The 16989-nt window shown below is 57.0% G+C and carries 14 protein-coding genes and 1 tRNA gene; 9 read left to right on the plus strand and 6 right to left on the minus strand.

Features of this window, described 5'->3' with window-relative positions:
- The first annotated feature begins 1 nt into the window (after position 1).
- The 4 genes from HKX41_02270 to HKX41_02285 all read left to right on the plus strand — a co-directional run bounded on the left by HKX41_02270 (position 2) and on the right by HKX41_02285 (position 3150).
- Positions 2-2389 carry a phenylalanine--tRNA ligase subunit beta gene (locus tag HKX41_02270; GenBank protein NNC22983.1) on the plus strand — a complete coding sequence of 796 codons (2388 nt, stop codon included), beginning with the start codon at positions 2-4 and terminating at the stop codon, positions 2387-2389.
- A gap of 3 nt (positions 2390-2392) precedes the next feature.
- On the plus strand, positions 2393-2683 hold the full coding sequence (locus tag HKX41_02275; protein NNC22984.1) for an integration host factor subunit alpha: 291 nt from the start codon (positions 2393-2395) through the stop codon (positions 2681-2683).
- Entirely contained in the window at positions 2673-3029 is a 357-nt protein-coding gene (locus HKX41_02280) for a MerR family transcriptional regulator (protein NNC22985.1), read from the plus strand. Before HKX41_02275 ends, HKX41_02280 begins: the two co-directional genes overlap by 11 nt.
- 44 nt (positions 3030-3073) lie before the next feature.
- Positions 3074-3150: transfer RNA gene (locus HKX41_02285), tRNA-Pro, on the plus strand.
- Positions 3151-3272: 122 nt separating this feature from the next.
- Here HKX41_02285 and HKX41_02290 read toward each other — a convergent pair.
- Together HKX41_02290 and HKX41_02295 are read right to left on the minus strand one after the other, a co-directional pair.
- Positions 3273-3770, minus strand: a complete 498-nt coding sequence (locus HKX41_02290) for an integrase (GenBank protein ID NNC22986.1) — start codon at positions 3768-3770, stop codon at positions 3273-3275.
- On the minus strand, positions 3761-4039 hold the full coding sequence (locus HKX41_02295) for a hypothetical protein (protein NNC22987.1): 279 nt from the start codon (positions 4037-4039) through the stop codon (positions 3761-3763). The genes HKX41_02290 and HKX41_02295 overlap by 10 nt, the downstream gene beginning before the upstream one ends.
- Positions 4040-5037: 998 nt before the next feature.
- Here HKX41_02295 and HKX41_02300 point away from each other — a divergent pair.
- Complete coding sequence (locus HKX41_02300; GenBank protein ID NNC22988.1) at positions 5038-5202, plus strand: hypothetical protein; 165 nt, start codon at positions 5038-5040, stop codon at positions 5200-5202.
- A gap of 51 nt (positions 5203-5253) precedes the next feature.
- Positions 5254-6774 carry an APC family permease gene (locus tag HKX41_02305; protein ID NNC22989.1) on the plus strand — a complete coding sequence of 507 codons (1521 nt, stop codon included), beginning with the start codon at positions 5254-5256 and terminating at the stop codon, positions 6772-6774.
- A gap of 104 nt (positions 6775-6878) precedes the next feature.
- On the opposite strand, the gene HKX41_02310 is transcribed toward HKX41_02305, so the two are convergent.
- Both HKX41_02310 and HKX41_02315 read right to left on the minus strand, forming a co-directional pair.
- Positions 6879-7838 carry a bifunctional enoyl-CoA hydratase/phosphate acetyltransferase gene (locus HKX41_02310; GenBank protein NNC22990.1) on the minus strand — a complete coding sequence of 320 codons (960 nt, stop codon included), beginning with the start codon at positions 7836-7838 and terminating at the stop codon, positions 6879-6881.
- 79 nt (positions 7839-7917) lie between these two features.
- Entirely contained in the window at positions 7918-9531 is a 1614-nt protein-coding gene (locus tag HKX41_02315; protein NNC22991.1) for a choline dehydrogenase, read from the minus strand.
- A 496-nt stretch (positions 9532-10027) separates the two neighbouring features.
- Between HKX41_02315 and xsc the strand changes: the two genes are divergently transcribed.
- From xsc to HKX41_02330, 3 genes are all read left to right on the plus strand, one after another.
- Positions 10028-11845 (plus strand): sulfoacetaldehyde acetyltransferase, encoded by a 1818-nt coding sequence (gene xsc / locus HKX41_02320; protein NNC22992.1) that lies wholly within the window; start codon positions 10028-10030, stop codon positions 11843-11845.
- Positions 11846-11998: 153 nt separating this feature from the next.
- Complete coding sequence (gene thiO / locus HKX41_02325) at positions 11999-13129, plus strand: glycine oxidase ThiO (protein ID NNC22993.1); 1131 nt, start codon at positions 11999-12001, stop codon at positions 13127-13129.
- A 205-nt stretch (positions 13130-13334) separates the two neighbouring features.
- Positions 13335-14693 (plus strand): aminotransferase class III-fold pyridoxal phosphate-dependent enzyme, encoded by a 1359-nt coding sequence (locus tag HKX41_02330; GenBank protein ID NNC22994.1) that lies wholly within the window; start codon positions 13335-13337, stop codon positions 14691-14693.
- 158 nt (positions 14694-14851) lie between these two features.
- Here HKX41_02330 and HKX41_02335 read toward each other — a convergent pair whose 3' ends face one another.
- Entirely contained in the window at positions 14852-16171 is a 1320-nt protein-coding gene (locus HKX41_02335; protein NNC22995.1) for a HAMP domain-containing protein, read from the minus strand.
- Complete coding sequence (locus tag HKX41_02340; GenBank protein ID NNC22996.1) at positions 16168-16854, minus strand: response regulator; 687 nt, start codon at positions 16852-16854, stop codon at positions 16168-16170. The genes HKX41_02335 and HKX41_02340 overlap by 4 nt, the downstream gene beginning before the upstream one ends.
- Positions 16855-16989 lie beyond the last annotated feature (135 nt).

A 16989-nucleotide genomic window follows, 5' to 3' on the forward strand; every position in this document is an offset into this window, starting at 1 on the left:
CATGAAAGTTAGTGCACATTGGCTTCGCCGCTTCGTCGAGACTGACGAACCACTCGATCGCATCGCTGAGCGTCTGACCACCGCTGGCCTGGAAGTCGACGAAGTCGAGCATTGGGAGGCCACGTTCGACGGCGTGGTTGTAGCGCAGGTGGTTGATGTAGCGGCGCGTGCCGATTTGATGGACGCCCGCGTTTGCACCATTGAGATTGACGCTCAAGGGACGACACGTGAAGTTGTCTGCGCTGCGCCGAACGTGGTGGCTGATATGCGCGTACCGTACGCCACGGTGGGGGCGACCCTCGGTGATGGGCGCGTCATCGAACACACGCAAATCGGTGGTATTGCATCCGCCGGGATGTTGTGCAGCGCAGCCGAACTCGGCCTTGGCGCCGACGATACCGGTTTGTGGCGTCTGCCGAATGACGCGCCGCTTGGACAGGATTTGGGCGCCTATCTTGGGTTGCCTGACGACTCATTGGTGTTGGACCTGACACCGAATCGTGGTGACTGTCTCGGCATGCTCGGCGTGGCACGGGAGGTCGCGCTGGTTTGCGGTTGTCAGCCGCCGGTTCACGACGTCAGGCCAGTGGCCGCTAGCGACGCGAGCGAGCGTGGCGTTTCAATTAGTGCGCCCGGGGCGTGTGCGGTGTATTGCGCGCGTGTCGTAACGGGGGTAGATGTAACGGTGACGCCGCCGCCGTGGCTGACCGAGCGTTTACGGCGAGCGGGCATCGGTGCGATCAATGCACCAGTCGATATAACCAACTACGTAATGCTGGCATGCGGGCAGCCGATGCACGCATTTGATGCCGATCGGCTGGCGGGCGCGATTAACGTCCGATATGCCGAGGCCGATGAGTCGATCGTTACGCTTGAAAACGAAGAAGTGGTGCTGTCGCCGGAAACGCTTGTTATTGCCGACGATAATGGGCCGACTGCGATTGCTGGCGTCATCGGTGGCGCGCGCACGGCGGTTGGCCCGGAAACTCGAAATATCGTATTTGAAGCGGCTTGTTTTACACCCGCGGCCGTTGCTGGGCAGGGGCGTCGCTACAAAATTCAGACGGATTCATTGCACCGGTTTGAGCGCGGCGTCGATTCTGCAATGGCCGAACCGGCCATCGAATATGCAACTGCACTTTGCCAGCAGATTGCAGGTGGCTCACCGGGGTTGGTCGTCCGCGCGGACGGACAAAACCTCGGGGCATATCAGCCAGCGATCGAACTCGACTCGACCGCCATCAAGCGCACATTAGGCCAAGTAATTGATCCGCAGTTTGTGACCGAGACTCTCAGTGCACTTGGGCTCGATGTCACCCAGACTGGCGACGACGCTTGGCGCGTGGTACCGGCAAGCTGGCGTTTCGACCTCGCGATCGCGCCTGATCTGATCGAGGAAATAGCGCGTATCTACGGCTACGAACGGATCGCGACACAGCCGGCGCGCGTGGCACTTGGAGAGCCCGTCAATCGACTCGCGGATCCACGTCCACCGCTACATGTTCTTCGTGCACGCGGCTATAGCGAAGCGATCACCTATAGTTTTGTGGATCCGGAACTGGAGGCAAAGCTAATCGGCGAACAGGGGGCGCTGGCACTCGATAACCCGATTGCCGAAAACATGGGGGTGATGCGCCGCACGTTATGGGCGGGGTTGCTCGAGGCCTATTTATATAACCGCCGTCGCGGCCAGAACGACATCCGACTTTACGAAGCTGGCTTATGCTTTGAGGCGAATGACCAGGCCGAGCACAGCGTCGCGCAAACTGCGCGTATTGGCGGATTGGTCGCCGGTAATGCGCAGCCACAGAGCTGGGATGCCGCGCCTCGTGGTGTCGATTTCTTCGACGCCAAAGGTGATGTCGAAGCCCTATTTGCCGCCGCCGGTCGGGATGATCTGTCTTTCGAGGCCGCTGAACATCCCGGGCTGCAAATGGGGCGGTGCGCACATATACGTTGTAACGGTGTCCATGTCGGCTGGCTGGGACAGCTAGCGGATGGCGTTATAAAAGACAATAAAAACAAAGACAAACCATATTTATTTGAGGTAGAATCTGCCTATCTGGAGCGGGCTGCAACCATCCATCACGAGCCGATATCGGACCAGCCACAAGTTGTTCGCGATCTGGCGTTGGTTGTTGCTGACGATGTGCCGGCTGGTGACTTGATTGAGTGCGCACGGTCGGTTGATGCGTCGACGCTCCAATCGGTCGACATCGTCGACGTGTTTTACGGCGGAAATCTCGAGGCAGGATTCAAGAGTGTCGCCTTGCGCTTGATTTTCCAAGATAAAACCAGCACTCTGACCTCGGAAGAGGTCGACCAAACCATCACACGAATCATGTCAGCGCTTACAACGACCTGTGGCGCTTATTTAAGAGGGGCTTGAGCATTGGCGTTAACGAAGGCGGATCTTGCTGAAACATTGTTCGAGGATCTAGGCTTCAACAAGCGCGAGTCGAAAGAGTTCGTCAATCGCTTCTTCGATTCAATCCGCGACACGCTCGCCGAGGGTGAGCAGGTTAAGATTTCTGGGCTCGGTAATTTCGAGCTCCGTGATAAAGGGGAACGACCTGGTCGGAATCCCAAGACCGGCGAGGAAATTCCTATATCGGCCCGCCGTGTCGTGACTTTCAAGGCGGGGCGCAAGTTGCGTTCATACGTTGAATCCGGTGGCGCCTGAATCCATAGAATCGCTGCCGGCGGTTCCTGATAAACGCTACTTTACGATTGGTGAAGTCAGCGAGTTATGCGCTCTGAAACCGCACGTTCTGCGTTACTGGGAACAGGAGTTCTCTCAACTCAAGCCGGTTAAGCGACGAGGCAATCGGCGTTACTATCAGCAGCGCGATGTCATGATCGCGCGTGAGATTCGATCGCTGCTCTACGAACATGGGTTTACGATCCCAGGCGCTCGGATGCAACTTAAAGGGAAGGGCAAGACACTGGCGTCGCTGCCTAGCTCAAATGCCGGTGACTCACTGGCCGCGGTCCGCGAAGAATTGGAAAATCTTCGCGACTCCTTATAAAGGTCGTCAGCGAACGCCGCATTTGATAGTCTATGCACCGCTGACGGGGTATGGCGCAGCTTGGTAGCGCGTCTGCATGGGGTGCAGAAGGTCGCAGGTTCAAATCCTGCTACCCCGACCATAAAATCAGGGACTTGCGGAGCGTCGCCACAGTCCTGCAGCAAAAAATAGCAAAACCCTCGCAAAACTACGCGGTTCCGGCCGGCGTCCACGGCGCTTCATGGCCTTAGAGGTGGTGCTGAGTCATGGCCTGGTTGGCGTGTCCGTAAAGCGCTTGTATCGCGGTGGCGACCAGCCCATCTGGCGATAGCGGTCGCCGCCCAGGCTTTTGATTTCGTAGAAAGCGGGCGGATTGTGGGCTGAGGCGAATACGCCGGATTTTTGGCGCGCGCTAGCGAACGCTTTCCCGAGCTTGTCGACGTAGACTTGCATCGGGTGCTCACGATTTGCAGGCGGGTTGCTTGGTAGTCGACGCGGTCGGTGATGGATGATGAAGGGGCATACCTTGCCGTCGCGTCTGTCTTCAATCACCGAGGCCAGCTCCGGTCCGATGGATATCGCGAGCTTGGTGCCAGTTTTGCGCTGCTGTATATAAAGCGCGCCGCTCTGGATGTCTGAGTAGCGAGCCATGACCAGATCTTCAGGTCGCTGTAGCGTGACGAGCGCCAGATCCATTGCGACCCTAAGCCAGTGTGGTGCCTCGGCATGTATTGCGCGGTAGCCGTCCAGCGTCAGTCGCATCCGCCTTCGGTCTTCATTGACGGTGCGTGTGACAGACGCGGGATTATCGGCGCCCAGCCGAGCTCAATGGCGCATTGGAATACCTGTATTAGCAGTTGGCGGTAGACGTTGCGCATGCGTCGACCGCTCGTTAGTTCGTCGAGTGATTCCGCAACGTGCGCGACTTCGATGTCGGCAACCGCCATTTTGCCGAGGCTGCGCTTCCGAATCTTGGCCAGATATGTCTCGTGCTGACTCTGTGTTTTGGCACTGTAGCGATGATCGGGCATGACATCGCGCTCATAGCGAGCGGCGGCTTCGCGAGCCAGTTCCTGATTGTTCGCTATCTGCCGGCAAACGCGCTAGCCGGAGCGCAGGTGTCACATGTCGGCAATATGTGCACCCTCAGCTATCGGCCAACATGGGAGTGTCGGCGTCGAAGTCATCGACCGACTGCACTCGGATCACCTGCTTGGTTGGCACTCCGAACACATTCCCACCACTCTTTGCAGGAAAGCAAGCTGCCATAAACAGCGGCAACTTGTAAGTACGCCAGTTGCACGGCTCGGCCAGTTAAGTCGGGTTCAGTGGGCTCGAATCTCGTCGCATTCCGGCGGGTTGGTGACGCTCAGCAATGGTTCATCCAAGTTCGCTCATTACCTTTTGCTCCCGTGCATAGGGAGAGTCGTCATCCACGAGTTTCTCGTACCTCAGTATGGCCGCATGCGGCATATCGATAACTGGCGTGCGAGTCTGCGACTGAAGACTGTTCTGATCCGACGATCGAGGTGAAACAGATGGCTCCGCTTAAAGTGCCTTTAATCGCTTTGAAGTCGCTCGTATTCCTGGTTTGACAATTTACAAAGAAGTGATACTAATAAAATAATTATATTATATAAGATAAGAACTAATACGAATATAAGCGCCAAGTGGGTCGTTACCGACGACAACTTTTGCTACGAGAACATTCTCGTTAGACTTTAGTCGTATAATGCGAGAATAAATTCGGTCTTCCGATTTTGTTTCTTCTGAAATTATTTACAAAAAAATATTAATTTCAGTAACTTATAAGAATGTTGAATCGGTATTTCCTTTCCAGAATCGTAGTTGATGTTGTTTTAATCTTCTTTCCCAGAATTCTGATTATGATCCCAGTCATTATTTGAGTCTGGTTCGCTTCGATCGGGTCGTATTTTCTTACGATTCGAACCATGCTAATGCAATTTCCGGCGGCAATAGCGTCGGTTATGAGCGCCGTCTCAGTCCACACGAGGAAGCAGGAGCGGGTATGACTGATATTGCCGACCAAATCGAACTAAACGAAGTGCTGGAGGCGATTTTCTATACCTCTTGTACCGCTATTACTACCGGCGCGACGAGCTGTTTTGAATCGTTAGCTTCGGCTGATTTGGCCACGTTTTCGACTACCGGGAAACAGGAGGCCATTCGTTGACAGCTTCTGTGCCAAATCCGCTGACAAAACCTCATCAAGGAGGTGACGGCCATGAGTGACCAGCGCAATACACTCGCAAAAACTTTCAAGCCGCACTGGATATGGGCAATGGCCTTTGGATCGGCCGTCGGCTGGGGCAGCTTCGTCTTACCCGCCAATTGGATAGCCCAGGCGGGCCCATTGGGTGTAATCATCGGTTTTGCAATCGGTGCCGCTGCCATGATCCTTATAGGCGTAAGTACTGCGTATCTGATACGCGCCTATCCAGTCACTGGTGGCCCGTTCGCGTATTCGTATCTTTGCTTCGGTCGCAATCACGCCTTTATCTGTGGCTGGTTTCTGATTCTGGGGTACGCTTCTGTCGTCGCGCTCAATGCGTCCGCGATGGGTTTGATGGTTAAGTTTTTGTTTCCCGGTTTTGTGAAGACGGGGCAACTCTATTCGGTGGCGGGGTGGAATATCTATCTCGTTCAAGTCCTCATCGTCAGCGGCATTCTCATTTTGTTTGCCTGGCTGAACTACCGTGGCGCGGGTGTTTCCGGCAGGACACAGTTTTTATTCTGCGTTTTGCTTCTCATGGCAGCCGTTGTCGTCACGATCGGCATGGCAAGCTCTCCGTCGACAACGCTTAGCAATTTAAGTCCGGCGTTTAAACCCGGCATTGGTTCTTGGTCTGCGATTGCCGGGATCGTGGCGATTGCACCTTGGGCGTACGTCGGCTTCGACACCGTTCCTCAGACCGCCGAGGAGTTCAATTTTTCGCCGCGTAAAGCCACCACGTTGATCATTAGTGCGTTGGCCATCGCTGCCATCCACTATTCCATCTTAATTGTGGCCACGGGACTGGCGATGCCCTGGACCGATCTCGCTGCACGGCACGAACTCTGGGGTACTGGGTATGCGGTCCAGAGCGTGCTCGGCTACGGTGGCCTCTCAGTACTGGTGGTTGCCCTGACGATGGGCATTTTTACCGGGCTAAACGGCTTTTATATCTCGACGAGTCGTTTGATGTTCGCAATGGGCCGAGCCAGGGCAATACCACCGATGTTCGCCCGCCTGCACTATAACCACAATACGCCCTACAACAGCATCGTCTTTGTCTGCGTCATCTCTCTGGTCGCGCCATGGTTTGGGCGCCCAGTACTGCTGTGGATTGTGAATATGTCGGCCATCGGCGTCTCGATCGCATATCTCTACTACTGTTTAGCGGCGTATCGGCTCTTTAGATGGCATGCGGGCAGCCCGGCCAATGGGCTCAATGCCGAGGTCGCACCATTCAAGAAGATTGTGTCTCTTGTTGGCAGTGGCTGTAGCATCGGATTTCTCGGTTTGCTGCTGATCCCGGGGTCGCCCGGCGCGCTTGGTATGCCGTCGTGGATTGTGCTGGCTTTCTGGGTCGCGCTCGGGGTCGGCTTCTACACCATGTACGCCGGCGATTACCAGAATTCGTCCACCGAAGAACTTGACTATCTGATACTCGGTGAGCAAGTCAGCGCCCAAGAAGACAAAACCAACTATCGGACGCATACAACGCGAAGGGCTGAATCTGCTTCGACTTGGGGGAAACAATAGGATGACTTTATCGAAATTATCCCAAGACCGAATGTATCGCAGCGTTGTGTGGCTCATGTAGTGGCCGCCAGGTCGTCGCTTTTGACCCGCGATGTGGCACCGCGTCAGCCGCCGTTGGCCATCAATGCCGCCAATGCAAACGATGTGAGCCGTGCGCTGGCTGGGTCGGCGCGCGAAGTCAGAACGATTGGCACGCGTGCGCCGACAACCAGCCCGGCGGCTGTGGCACCACTGGCGTAGACCAGTGTCTTGTAGAGGATGTTTCCCGCTTCCAGGTTAGGCACGATGACCACATCGGCACGGCCAATGACGGAGCCGTCGATCCCCTTGGCCTGGCCGGCCTCGGGTGAGATCGCCAGATCCATGGCCAAGGGTCCAGCGACCTCGCAGTCGGCCGACGTGTCATCGTTCAATTCGCGCGCGAGTTGTTCGGCTTCCATACTGGAAGGCATTCGCTCACTAGGTTTTTCGCTGCCGGATAGCAGGGCGATACGCGGTCGTTGACAGCCGGTGGCCTGCGCCACGGCGACGGCGTTGCGCGTGATGTGTCGTTTGGTCTCCAAATCCGGCGCAATATTCAGCGCGGCGTCGCTGACGGTCAACGGACGGGACCAAGTCGGTGCGGTCATATGAAATGCGTGCGTCAGCCGAGATTTAGTACGCAATCCACGCTCACGATCTAGTACTGCCGACATGAGTTGACTGGTATCGATATGGCCTTTGGCCATAATATCGCCGGCGCCGGCGAGAATTAGTCGCACGCTTTCGGATACAACATTTTCACTCGATGTTGGTATCAGTTCGGCATCGGCCATGTCCCAGCCGATGTCGTCGGCCGTCTGACGAATGTTATGCGCTGGGCCGACTAGAATCGGCTGGATCAAACCGCGTCGTGCGGCATCGGCAGCAGCCGACATCGGTAGCTCGTGATCGGCGCCAGCGATGACGACCCGCGGTACAGATCGGTTATCGAGACGGTCTAGTAGCGTTTGAGGCGTTTCAAAAACGAACCGCTGGGAAAACACGCGAACTATCTCCGATGGTTTGATGTAGACGCTAGGCAAGGCTAGTCACGCCCGCGATCGCCGGGTAGGACCAGTTGCTGGATTCGATTGGCGACAGCTGCCTTGCGTCGGTGCGGATTTAGGCGACCCGCGACGTAGCTTTGGCGAGATGCGCGTCCAGAATCAGGTCGGCCGCCTTTTCTCCGATCATAACCACGGGAGCGTTGGTGTTACCGGACGGAATATCGGGCATGATCGAGGCATCGGCCAACCGCAGACCGGGCACGCCGCGAACACGAAGCTCAGGGTCGACTACGGAATCCTGATCGGATCCCATGCGACAGGTGCCGCAAGGGTGGAATATGGTTGTGGCGTCATCGCGTATGAAATCCCGGAGACTATCGTCCGACATGTGGTGTGGACCAGGTGCGTATTCTTCGACGATGTAGCGCGACAGTGGCTCGGTGATGGCTAGCCGTCGAGCGAGTTTGAGCCCATCGACTAGCACGTCGATATCGTGATCGTTGCTTAGATAATTCGGGTGAATGGCTGGATAGCGTTCGGGGTCGGGCGACTGGATATGGACCGAGCCAGTGCTCCTGGGGTGGAGCTGACAAGCCGATAGCGTAAATCCTGGAAAACGATGAACGGGCGATCCGGGGCTGTCGGAGCTCAGCGTCCCGAAGTGGAACTGGATGTCCGGACGTGCGACATCCGGACGGCTATGCATGAAACCGCCGGCCTGATTGATGCCGACTGCCAGCGGTCCGCTGCGTGACGTGATATAGCGAAGACCGATGCGCAGTTTGCGCAATGGATTGTTCAGGTCGTCATTGGTGGTGATGCGGTCAGTACACCGATAGATCAGGCGGGTCTGTAGATGGTCACGCAGGTTCTCGCCGACGGCGTCGGATTGGCGCACCAGCGTGATGCAGTGTTCGCTAAGTTTTGCTTTCGGTCCGATGCCCGAGAGTTCCAGAATCTGCGGGGTGTTGATTGCTCCAGCGGCCACAATCACTTCGCGCGCGGCGCGCGCCGTGTATATCGTATCGCGCTGTCGATAGCGGACGCCGGTTACCCGACCATTCTCGAGCTCGACGTTCAGGCACTGGGCTCCGGTTGCGATTGTCAGGTTGGTCCGGCCCTGCACCGGTTTCAGATAGGCCCTGGCCGTGCTGCAGCGGTACCCGTTGCGGGTGGTGAGCTGGAAATAACCTATACCTTCCTGGCTTGCACCGTTGAAATCATCGTTGCGTGGAATGCCGACCGCCTGTCCCGACTCGATGAATGCGTCGCAGAGCGGGTGACTTTCGCCGATGTCCGATACCGTGAGCGGCCCACTCACGCCGTGATAGGCATCAGCGCCGCGGATGTGATTTTCGGCTTTCCGGAAATAAGGCAAAACGTCGTGATAGGCCCAGCCAGTACAGCCGGCGCGCGCCCACGCGTTGTAGTCCTCCGGTTGGCCGCGCACATAAATTAGACCATTGATTGAGCTGGATCCGCCGAGCACTTTGCCGCGTGGCCAATACATCCGGCGCGAGTTGATACCGGGATCCGATTCGGTGGTATAGCCCCAGTTCACGCGATAATCGAACATCGTTTTGCCGTAACCGATCGGCACGTGGATCCAGGGGTGGCTGTCCTTCGGGCCGGCTTCTAGTAACAGGACGGAAAATTGTTGTTCGACGAGTCGGCGCGTTAGAACACAGCCCGCCGAGCCTGCGCCGACGATAATGAAGTCGTATTGCATAGCCGATTGCTTTTGGTTTGTCGGATGACCGTCTGCGCGTCGGGTGGCTCGACGGCCCCGCCTCGAGTCACTTTGTCCGTGTTTTCGATGCTGGACGGTATGCAACGGGCGCGTGTATAAGCCGTTGTAAACGTAAACCCGGTGAGGGACCGCCTTGCCTGGGGTTATCAAGTCGTTGCGACGTCGAGGTCGAAGCTAGCACCGCACCAGGATGCGGCTTAGTACCAGTTGAATGCCCTGAATAGAGCCAGCGCCCATGCGGACGGTGTGGTGTTTGTCGACGTGCGTTGATTGAGCCTGCAGCCCGTTGGTCCCAAAGAAACGACTCTGCTGGTGCTATCCAAAGCGCCGTGAAGGATTCTAGTTTGGCAAGCAGTTGCGCTAGACGTGGCCGTATGCCGCACAACGGCAGCCGCGTTCAAAACAGATCCAATGATCGTTCCGTGGTTTTTAGTTCCAGCATCGAGGACATGACATGAGTAATCCCGCTGAACAGATGACAGAGACACCCGACGAGTCTCGCAGCGTCGTTTCTGGCAAACATAAGATGACCCCGTCCGAAGCCTTCGTTGAAACGATGGTCGCCAACGGTGTGACCAACATGTTCGGCATCATGGGCTCAGCTTTTATGGACGCAATGGACATCTTTGCGCCGGCCGGTATCGAATTGACGCCTGTCGTTCACGAGCAGGGTGCGGCCCATATGGCCGATGGCTACGCCCGCGTGTCCGGTCGCCACGGGGTGGTTATCGGGCAGAACGGCCCCGGAATCAGCAATTGCGTGACTGCGATCGCTGCGGCGTATTGGGCCCACAGTCCGGTGGTTATTGTGACGCCGCAGGCCGGTACTGGCGGTATAGGACTGGGTGGCTTCCAGGAAGCCAATCAACTCTCAATGTTTGAGGAATTCACCAAGTATCAGGGCCATGTCTGCAACCCGGCGCGTATGGCGGAGTTCACCGCTCGCTGTTTCGACTTGGCGAAGATAGAGAATGGCCCCACACAGTTGAATATCCCGCGCGACTATTTCTACGGCGAGAACGAGGTCGAGATTCCGAAACCACTGCACGTGGAACGGGGCCCCGGCGGAACACAAAGTCTGGATAATGCGGCCGAAATGTTAGCTGAGGCCGAATTTCCAGTCATCATTTCCGGAGGTGGCGTGGTCATGGCCGACGGTGTCGACGACTGTCGGACGCTAGCAGAGCGTTTAAATGCACCGGTCGTGAACAGCTATCTCCACAACGATTCCTTCCCAGCCAGTCATCACCTGTGGTGTGGCCCGCTCGGCTACCAGGGCTCCAAGGCAGCGATGAAGTTGATCGCGCAGGCCGATGTGGTACTGGCACTCGGTTGCCGGCTGAACCCATTCGGGACTTTGCCGCAACACGATCTGGACTATTGGCCCGAAAACGCCAGAATCATCCAAGTCGATACCGACGAGACACGTCTGGGGCTGACCAAGCGCATCAGCCTTGGCATCTGCGGCGATGCGGCCGCCACGGCGAATGCCCTCGAGCAGCGCCTCGAGCAACGTCGACTTGCCTCGGATGCGACACAACAGTCACGTCAGGCGACTATCGCATCGGAGAAGCAGGCTTGGGAAGATGAGCTCGATGCGTGGACGCATGAGATCGACGCCTACAGCATGGATGTAATCGCCGATACGGAGCGTGACAAACCGTTTTCAGGTGGCGAATATCTACATCCGCGCCAAGTGTTGCGCGAGTTGGAAAAGGCGATGCCGGAAAATGTCATGGTGTCGACCGATATTGGCAATATCAACTCGGTCGCCAACAGCTATCTACGATTCGAGCAGCCACGCAGCTTTTTTGGGGCGATGACTTTCGGCAATTGCGGCTACGCGTTCCCGGCCATCATCGGTGCCAAGAAAGCCGAACCACATCGCCCGGCGATCTCTTATGCCGGCGACGGGGCTTGGGCCATGAGCATGGGCGAGACTCTGACGTGCGTGCGGCATGGTATCCCGGTGACGGCGGTTGTATTCCACAATCGCCAGTGGGGCGCGGAGAAGAAAAACCAAGTGGATTTCTACAATCGTCGTTTCGTAGCCGGCGAACTGGAAAGTAACAGTTTTGCCGATATAGCTCGCGCCATGGGGGCAGAGGGCATGACTGTGGATAGCCTCGAAGGTGTCGGTCCGGCGCTTCGAAAGGCTGTTGATATGCAGATGAATGCCGGTAAAACCTGTGTAATCGAAATCATGTGCACACGGGAGCTGGGCGATCCTTTCCGCAAAGATGCACTCCGCAAACCTGAGCGTTTCTTGGATAAATACAAAGAATTCGCTTAAATCACCAAGCGTGTCTGCGCCCGTGGTGGCCGCTGGTCTCGGGCGCAGCGGCTGACGAATCAATCTTTTGACCGCTGTTCAACAACACCTGAACGAGCGGTGCGTGATTCCGTTCTCGCTGTGTCGTCGATTGTGAAGAAATACGGCTCAAACATATCTGATTTTTTGATAATTGGCGGCGGGGTTATCGGCATGGCGAGCGCCCTCGAGCTTGCCGAAGCCGGCCATACGGTTACGTTACTCGAGCGCGGATGGTGTGGTCACGAAGCCTCGTGGGCCGGCGGCGGAATTGTGTCGCCGCTTTATCCTTGGGAACAGCCGGACGCGATCTCTCGCCTAGCGATCGTGTCGGAATCGATGTATCCGACATTCACCGAACGTCTGGTCTGTGCCACCGGTGTTGATCCGGAATACCACATCCGTGGCCTGCTTTATCTCGATCCCGAGAACCCGACCCGAGCATGCGCCTGGGCGCGGCGTATGAAGCAAACTCTTCGAGTATTCGATCGTGATGCGTTTGAAGGGCAGGAGCCGTCGATCAACACGGATACAGGTGGGCTCTCGATGCCTGATCTTGGGAGTGTGCGTAATCCGCGTCTTGGTCGGGCGCTACGACAATATCTCGACCAGTCGCCACGAGTTACGTTGTATGAACATCTCAATGTTCAGAAATTGTGGTTACGAGACGGACATGATGTTGTCGTCGAGACATCGCGAGGCGCTTATACCGGCGGCTTTACCGTTATATGCGCGGGCGCATGGACGCCCAGGCTATGTGCCGATCTCGGGGTGGCGTTGCCGATACGCCCGGTCAAAGGCCAAATGCTTTTATTGCGGCCGCAAAAGCTTGATGACTTTCCGCTACTTAACCGGGTTGTCTTACATGATAGCCGTTATCTGATACCGCGCGCGGATGGCCGTATATTGGTGGGGTCGACGCTGGAACCCGAGGCTGGGTTCGACAAGCAGCCAAGCATAAAGGCGAGAGAGTCGCTCTGGCACACGGCGGTGGCGATGTTGCCGGCGCTCGCCGACTACCGCATCGAGCATCAATGGGCAGGTCTTCGACCCGGCACGCCTGATGGCATGCCGCTGATTGGCGCCGTACCCGGTATCGCTCGGCTGTATGTGAACGCCGGCCATCATCGGAGCGGTTTGGTTATGGCGCCCGCAGCCGCACAACTTTTAGCCGATATTCTGCTACGGCGTGATCGGATTGTAGATCCGGAGCCGTTTCAGCCAGTGGGTGCCAGTAATTCGCGATATGCCGGCATGACCGTGTAGTCATTGATTGGCATAACTTGTTGTACAAGAACTGGCGAATCACTCATACGCATAGGTGCGATCGTGGGTATCATTAACTATATTTTCGGTCATGCGTTACAGCGGCCAACTATGAGCCGTACTATATTGGACGACGACAGGATCTGGCCGCCGTTGCTTCAATCGGTGTCCGTTTTTACTTGACTAAAACACCAAGAGGTTGTTGATGGTGGGTGTAAAGGCCGATACCGCATCGCAAACGTTGATATCCACGCCTTCACCGGCTGAACTGGACGCTTACTGGATGCCGTTTACTGGTAACCGGCAGTTCAAGGCGGAGCCACGTATCATCACCGCCGCCCACGGTTGCCACTACTACGACGCCGATGGCCAGGCGATATTGGATAGCCTATCGGGGTTGTGGTGCGCCAGTTTTGGCCATGGCCGCACGGCAATCGCCGACAGCATTGCCGAAACAGTGCGTGAGCTCGATTACGCGCCGCCGTTCCAATTCGGTCACCCGGCCCAATTCAAGCTGGCCAAGCGTGTTGTCGATTTGACACCGGCAGGCTTGGATCACGCTTTTTTCACCAACTCCGGCTCGGAGTCGGCTGATACCGCATTGAAAATGGCGCGTGCTTACTGGCAAAAGCGGGGCGCCGATACCAAGACGCGACTGATCGGTCGTGCCAAGGGCTATCATGGCGTCAATATTGGCGGTACCAGTGTCGGCGGTATCGAGGCCAATCGGGCAGATCTTGGCGGTTTATGGCCTGCTGATCATCTGTCCCATACACTTGTCGACGAGAATCGCTTTTCGCGCGGTATTCCCGAGAGCGGCGCTGAACGTGCCGATGAGCTCGAGGCGCTCATCGCAACCCATGGCGCCGATAATATCGCTGCGGTCATGGTGGAGCCGGTGGCCGGCTCGGCTGGCGTCATCGTGCCGCCAGCCGGCTATTTGCAAAGGCTGCGCGCGATTTGCGATCGCCACGACGTGCTGTTGATTTTCGATGAGGTGCTAACCGGGTTCGGTCGAACGGGGGCCAGTTTTGGTGCGGAGCTGTTCGGCGTCCGGCCGGACATGATGACGCTGGCCAAGAACATGACTAACGGCACGGTGCCGATGGGGGCCGTTGTAGTCAGTGACGCGATCTATCGCACATTTATGGAACAGGACCTGCCGCACTATCAAATCGAATTTGCCCACGGCTATACCTACTCGGGCCACCCGCTGGCCTGTGCTGCCGGCCTGGCGGCGTTGGATCTCTATGAAAACGAACAAATGGTGGCTAAAAGCGCCGCGCTTGCACCTTATTTCGAAGAACAGATTCATCGGCTGCGTGGGCTTCCCCACGTATCGGATATCCGCAATATCGGGCTGGCTGGTGCACTGGAAATTGAAACTGTTGACGGTGAGCCGAGCAAGCGTCCATGGAAGCTATCGATGGGTGCATGGCAGCGCGGCATGTATCTGCGCTACGGCGGCAATACGGTGCAACTCGGCCCGCCACTGATCAGCGAACGCGAGCACATCGATCAAATGTGTAACGTGTTGGAAGATGTATTGCTGGCGATCGATTGAGCCTAGCGTCTCCAAAGTGCACTGAGTGACCGGCCGGGCTCAAATCGTAGGCGGCTTGATCTGAGGCCGGCCGGCACACGTAAGTTCGGTTCGCGCGCTCAAAACGTCAAGAGACGGTGCCAATAGGGGCTGGGGATGCAGCGTTTGTCGCCGCATGCTCAGATGAGACGCGCTAATCTTAGCCGTGCGTTCAAACCGCCGCCAGAGCGTGTTTCGAAATCCAGGTCGCCACCGAAACGGGCCGCGATCGCGGCGACGATCGTTAAACCCAGGCCGCTACCACTGCTGCGATCACGCTCAGTGGCGGCGCGCCAGAAACGTTGTGTCAGAACGGTGGTGTCGGCATGTTCTGGCCAGTCGCCTCGATCGGCCACCAGAAATTCGATGTGTTCGGTGGTTGTTGTCACGCTGAGTTCAACACATGCATCGACCGGTGAATGACGCAGTGCGTTATCCAGCAGGTTCCGCAATGCGGCCGCGGCCAATGCCGGCGGCAAGGCTAGGTTAATGGCGGGAATTGTCTCCGGCACATGAATACGGGCCGCACCCGGTAGGTCGGCACAGGCGTCGACTGCGACCTCACAGGCGGAGGCGGTATGGGCATCGCCATCCGAAGAGCCTGTTTCCTCCATGCGCGCCAGCAATAGCAGTTGTTCGAGTGTTCGCTGTAGCCGTGCGATCCCAGCTTCGGCGTCAGCGAGTACTTGTTCTGCCCGGTCCGATTCGACGCGCGAGGCCAGTTGTACGTGGGTCTTGATAGCGGTTAATGGTGTGCGCAGTTCGTGTGCCACCTCGCTGGTGAAACGCTGTTCGCGGGCCAGAACGTGATCGGTACGCACGAGTAAATGGTTGAGCGTTTCAATCGCTGGCGCCAACTCGGCAGGCGTGTGCGTAATTTCGATGGGCTCCAATGCGTCGGGGGTGCGTTGCGAGAGTGCGCGACGCAGTTGTTCGAGCGGCCGTAGCCCGCGACGTATACCGAGCCATAACACGAGTAACGTGCCGACGAGGGCGACCACAAATGGAATAACGGCCACCAATACGATGTTGCGTTGGAGCGTGTGTCGATTGGCCAGCCGGTCGGCAGTCGTGATGTACAGGCCACTTTCGACATAGGTGAACAATCGCCAACGCTGGCCGTCGATGACACGGTTGGTATAACCCGGCTTTGGGGTGTCGAGCTGCTCGTCGAAGTCTCCGTGTGTACGCACGAGCATGTGTCCGCGCGCTGAACGGATCTGACAAGCAATGTCGGCATAAAGTGGTGTCGAGAGTCCGGGGGAACCGGTGTTTTTCCAGGTATCGGTTGGCATCTGCGCGACTAATCCCGCAACCATGCGAGCCGAAGCCGCCAGACGCTGATCCAGCGTGGTGTGCATCTGCTGGCGCAGATCGCTGTACAACCAGGCCGCGACGCCCAGCCAGAGCACACAAAACGATATGCCTAGTGTCAGCAGCAAGCGCCAACGCAGGCTCATGTGTCTCGCTCGCCGTCGATCTGGTCGGCGTCGCCGAGCCGATAGCCCAGGCCTCGAACGGTGCGAATCAAGCCGTGACCAAGTTTGCGTCGCACGTTATGGATGTGCACGTTGATGGCATTACTTTCGATTTCGGCCTCCAGCCCATAGAGGCTGTCCTTGAGTTGCTCCACGCTCACGATACCGCGGCGCGCATGCAACATCTTGGATAATAGCGCGAATTCGCGTCGGGTCAGCTCGATTTCGTGGTCGTGTCGATATACAGCACGATTATTTGGATCTAAGGTGATTGGACCATGATGGATGACCGGACCAGCACGCCCGCCTGAGCGCCGCAACAACGCCTGCACACGCGCTGTGAGTTCGTCGAGATCGAAGGGTTTGAGTAGATAATCATCTGCGCCCGCGGTTAGCCCGGTTACGCGGTCGGTAACCGCGTCGCGCGCGGTGAGAACCAGCACCGGTACATCATTGCCAGCAGCTCGCCAGTCACGCAATAACATCAAGCCGTCTTCGTCCGGCAACCCGAGATCGAGCACGACAGCATCACTGGCGAGTGCCTGGAATGCCAGGCGCGCATCCTCGCCGGTCGTAGCCCAATCGACGGTATAGCCGGCCACTTCGAGCCCCGTCCGGATACCGCCGCCAACCAACGTATCGTCTTCGATCAACAGAATATGCATCGCGTTACCAAACGCTGGGTTTGGGAGCCCAACGTCTACGGTTTAAATCCAGGCCGAGCGTTCGCTACGCCACACGGCATTCGAAAGCCAAGCTAATACATTCTTAATTTTACGAGCGCAGAATCATCGATATGT

It is taken from the genome of Salifodinibacter halophilus, assembly GCA_012999515.1.
Taxonomy (GTDB): Bacteria; Pseudomonadota; Gammaproteobacteria; order Nevskiales; family Salinisphaeraceae; genus Salifodinibacter; species Salifodinibacter halophilus.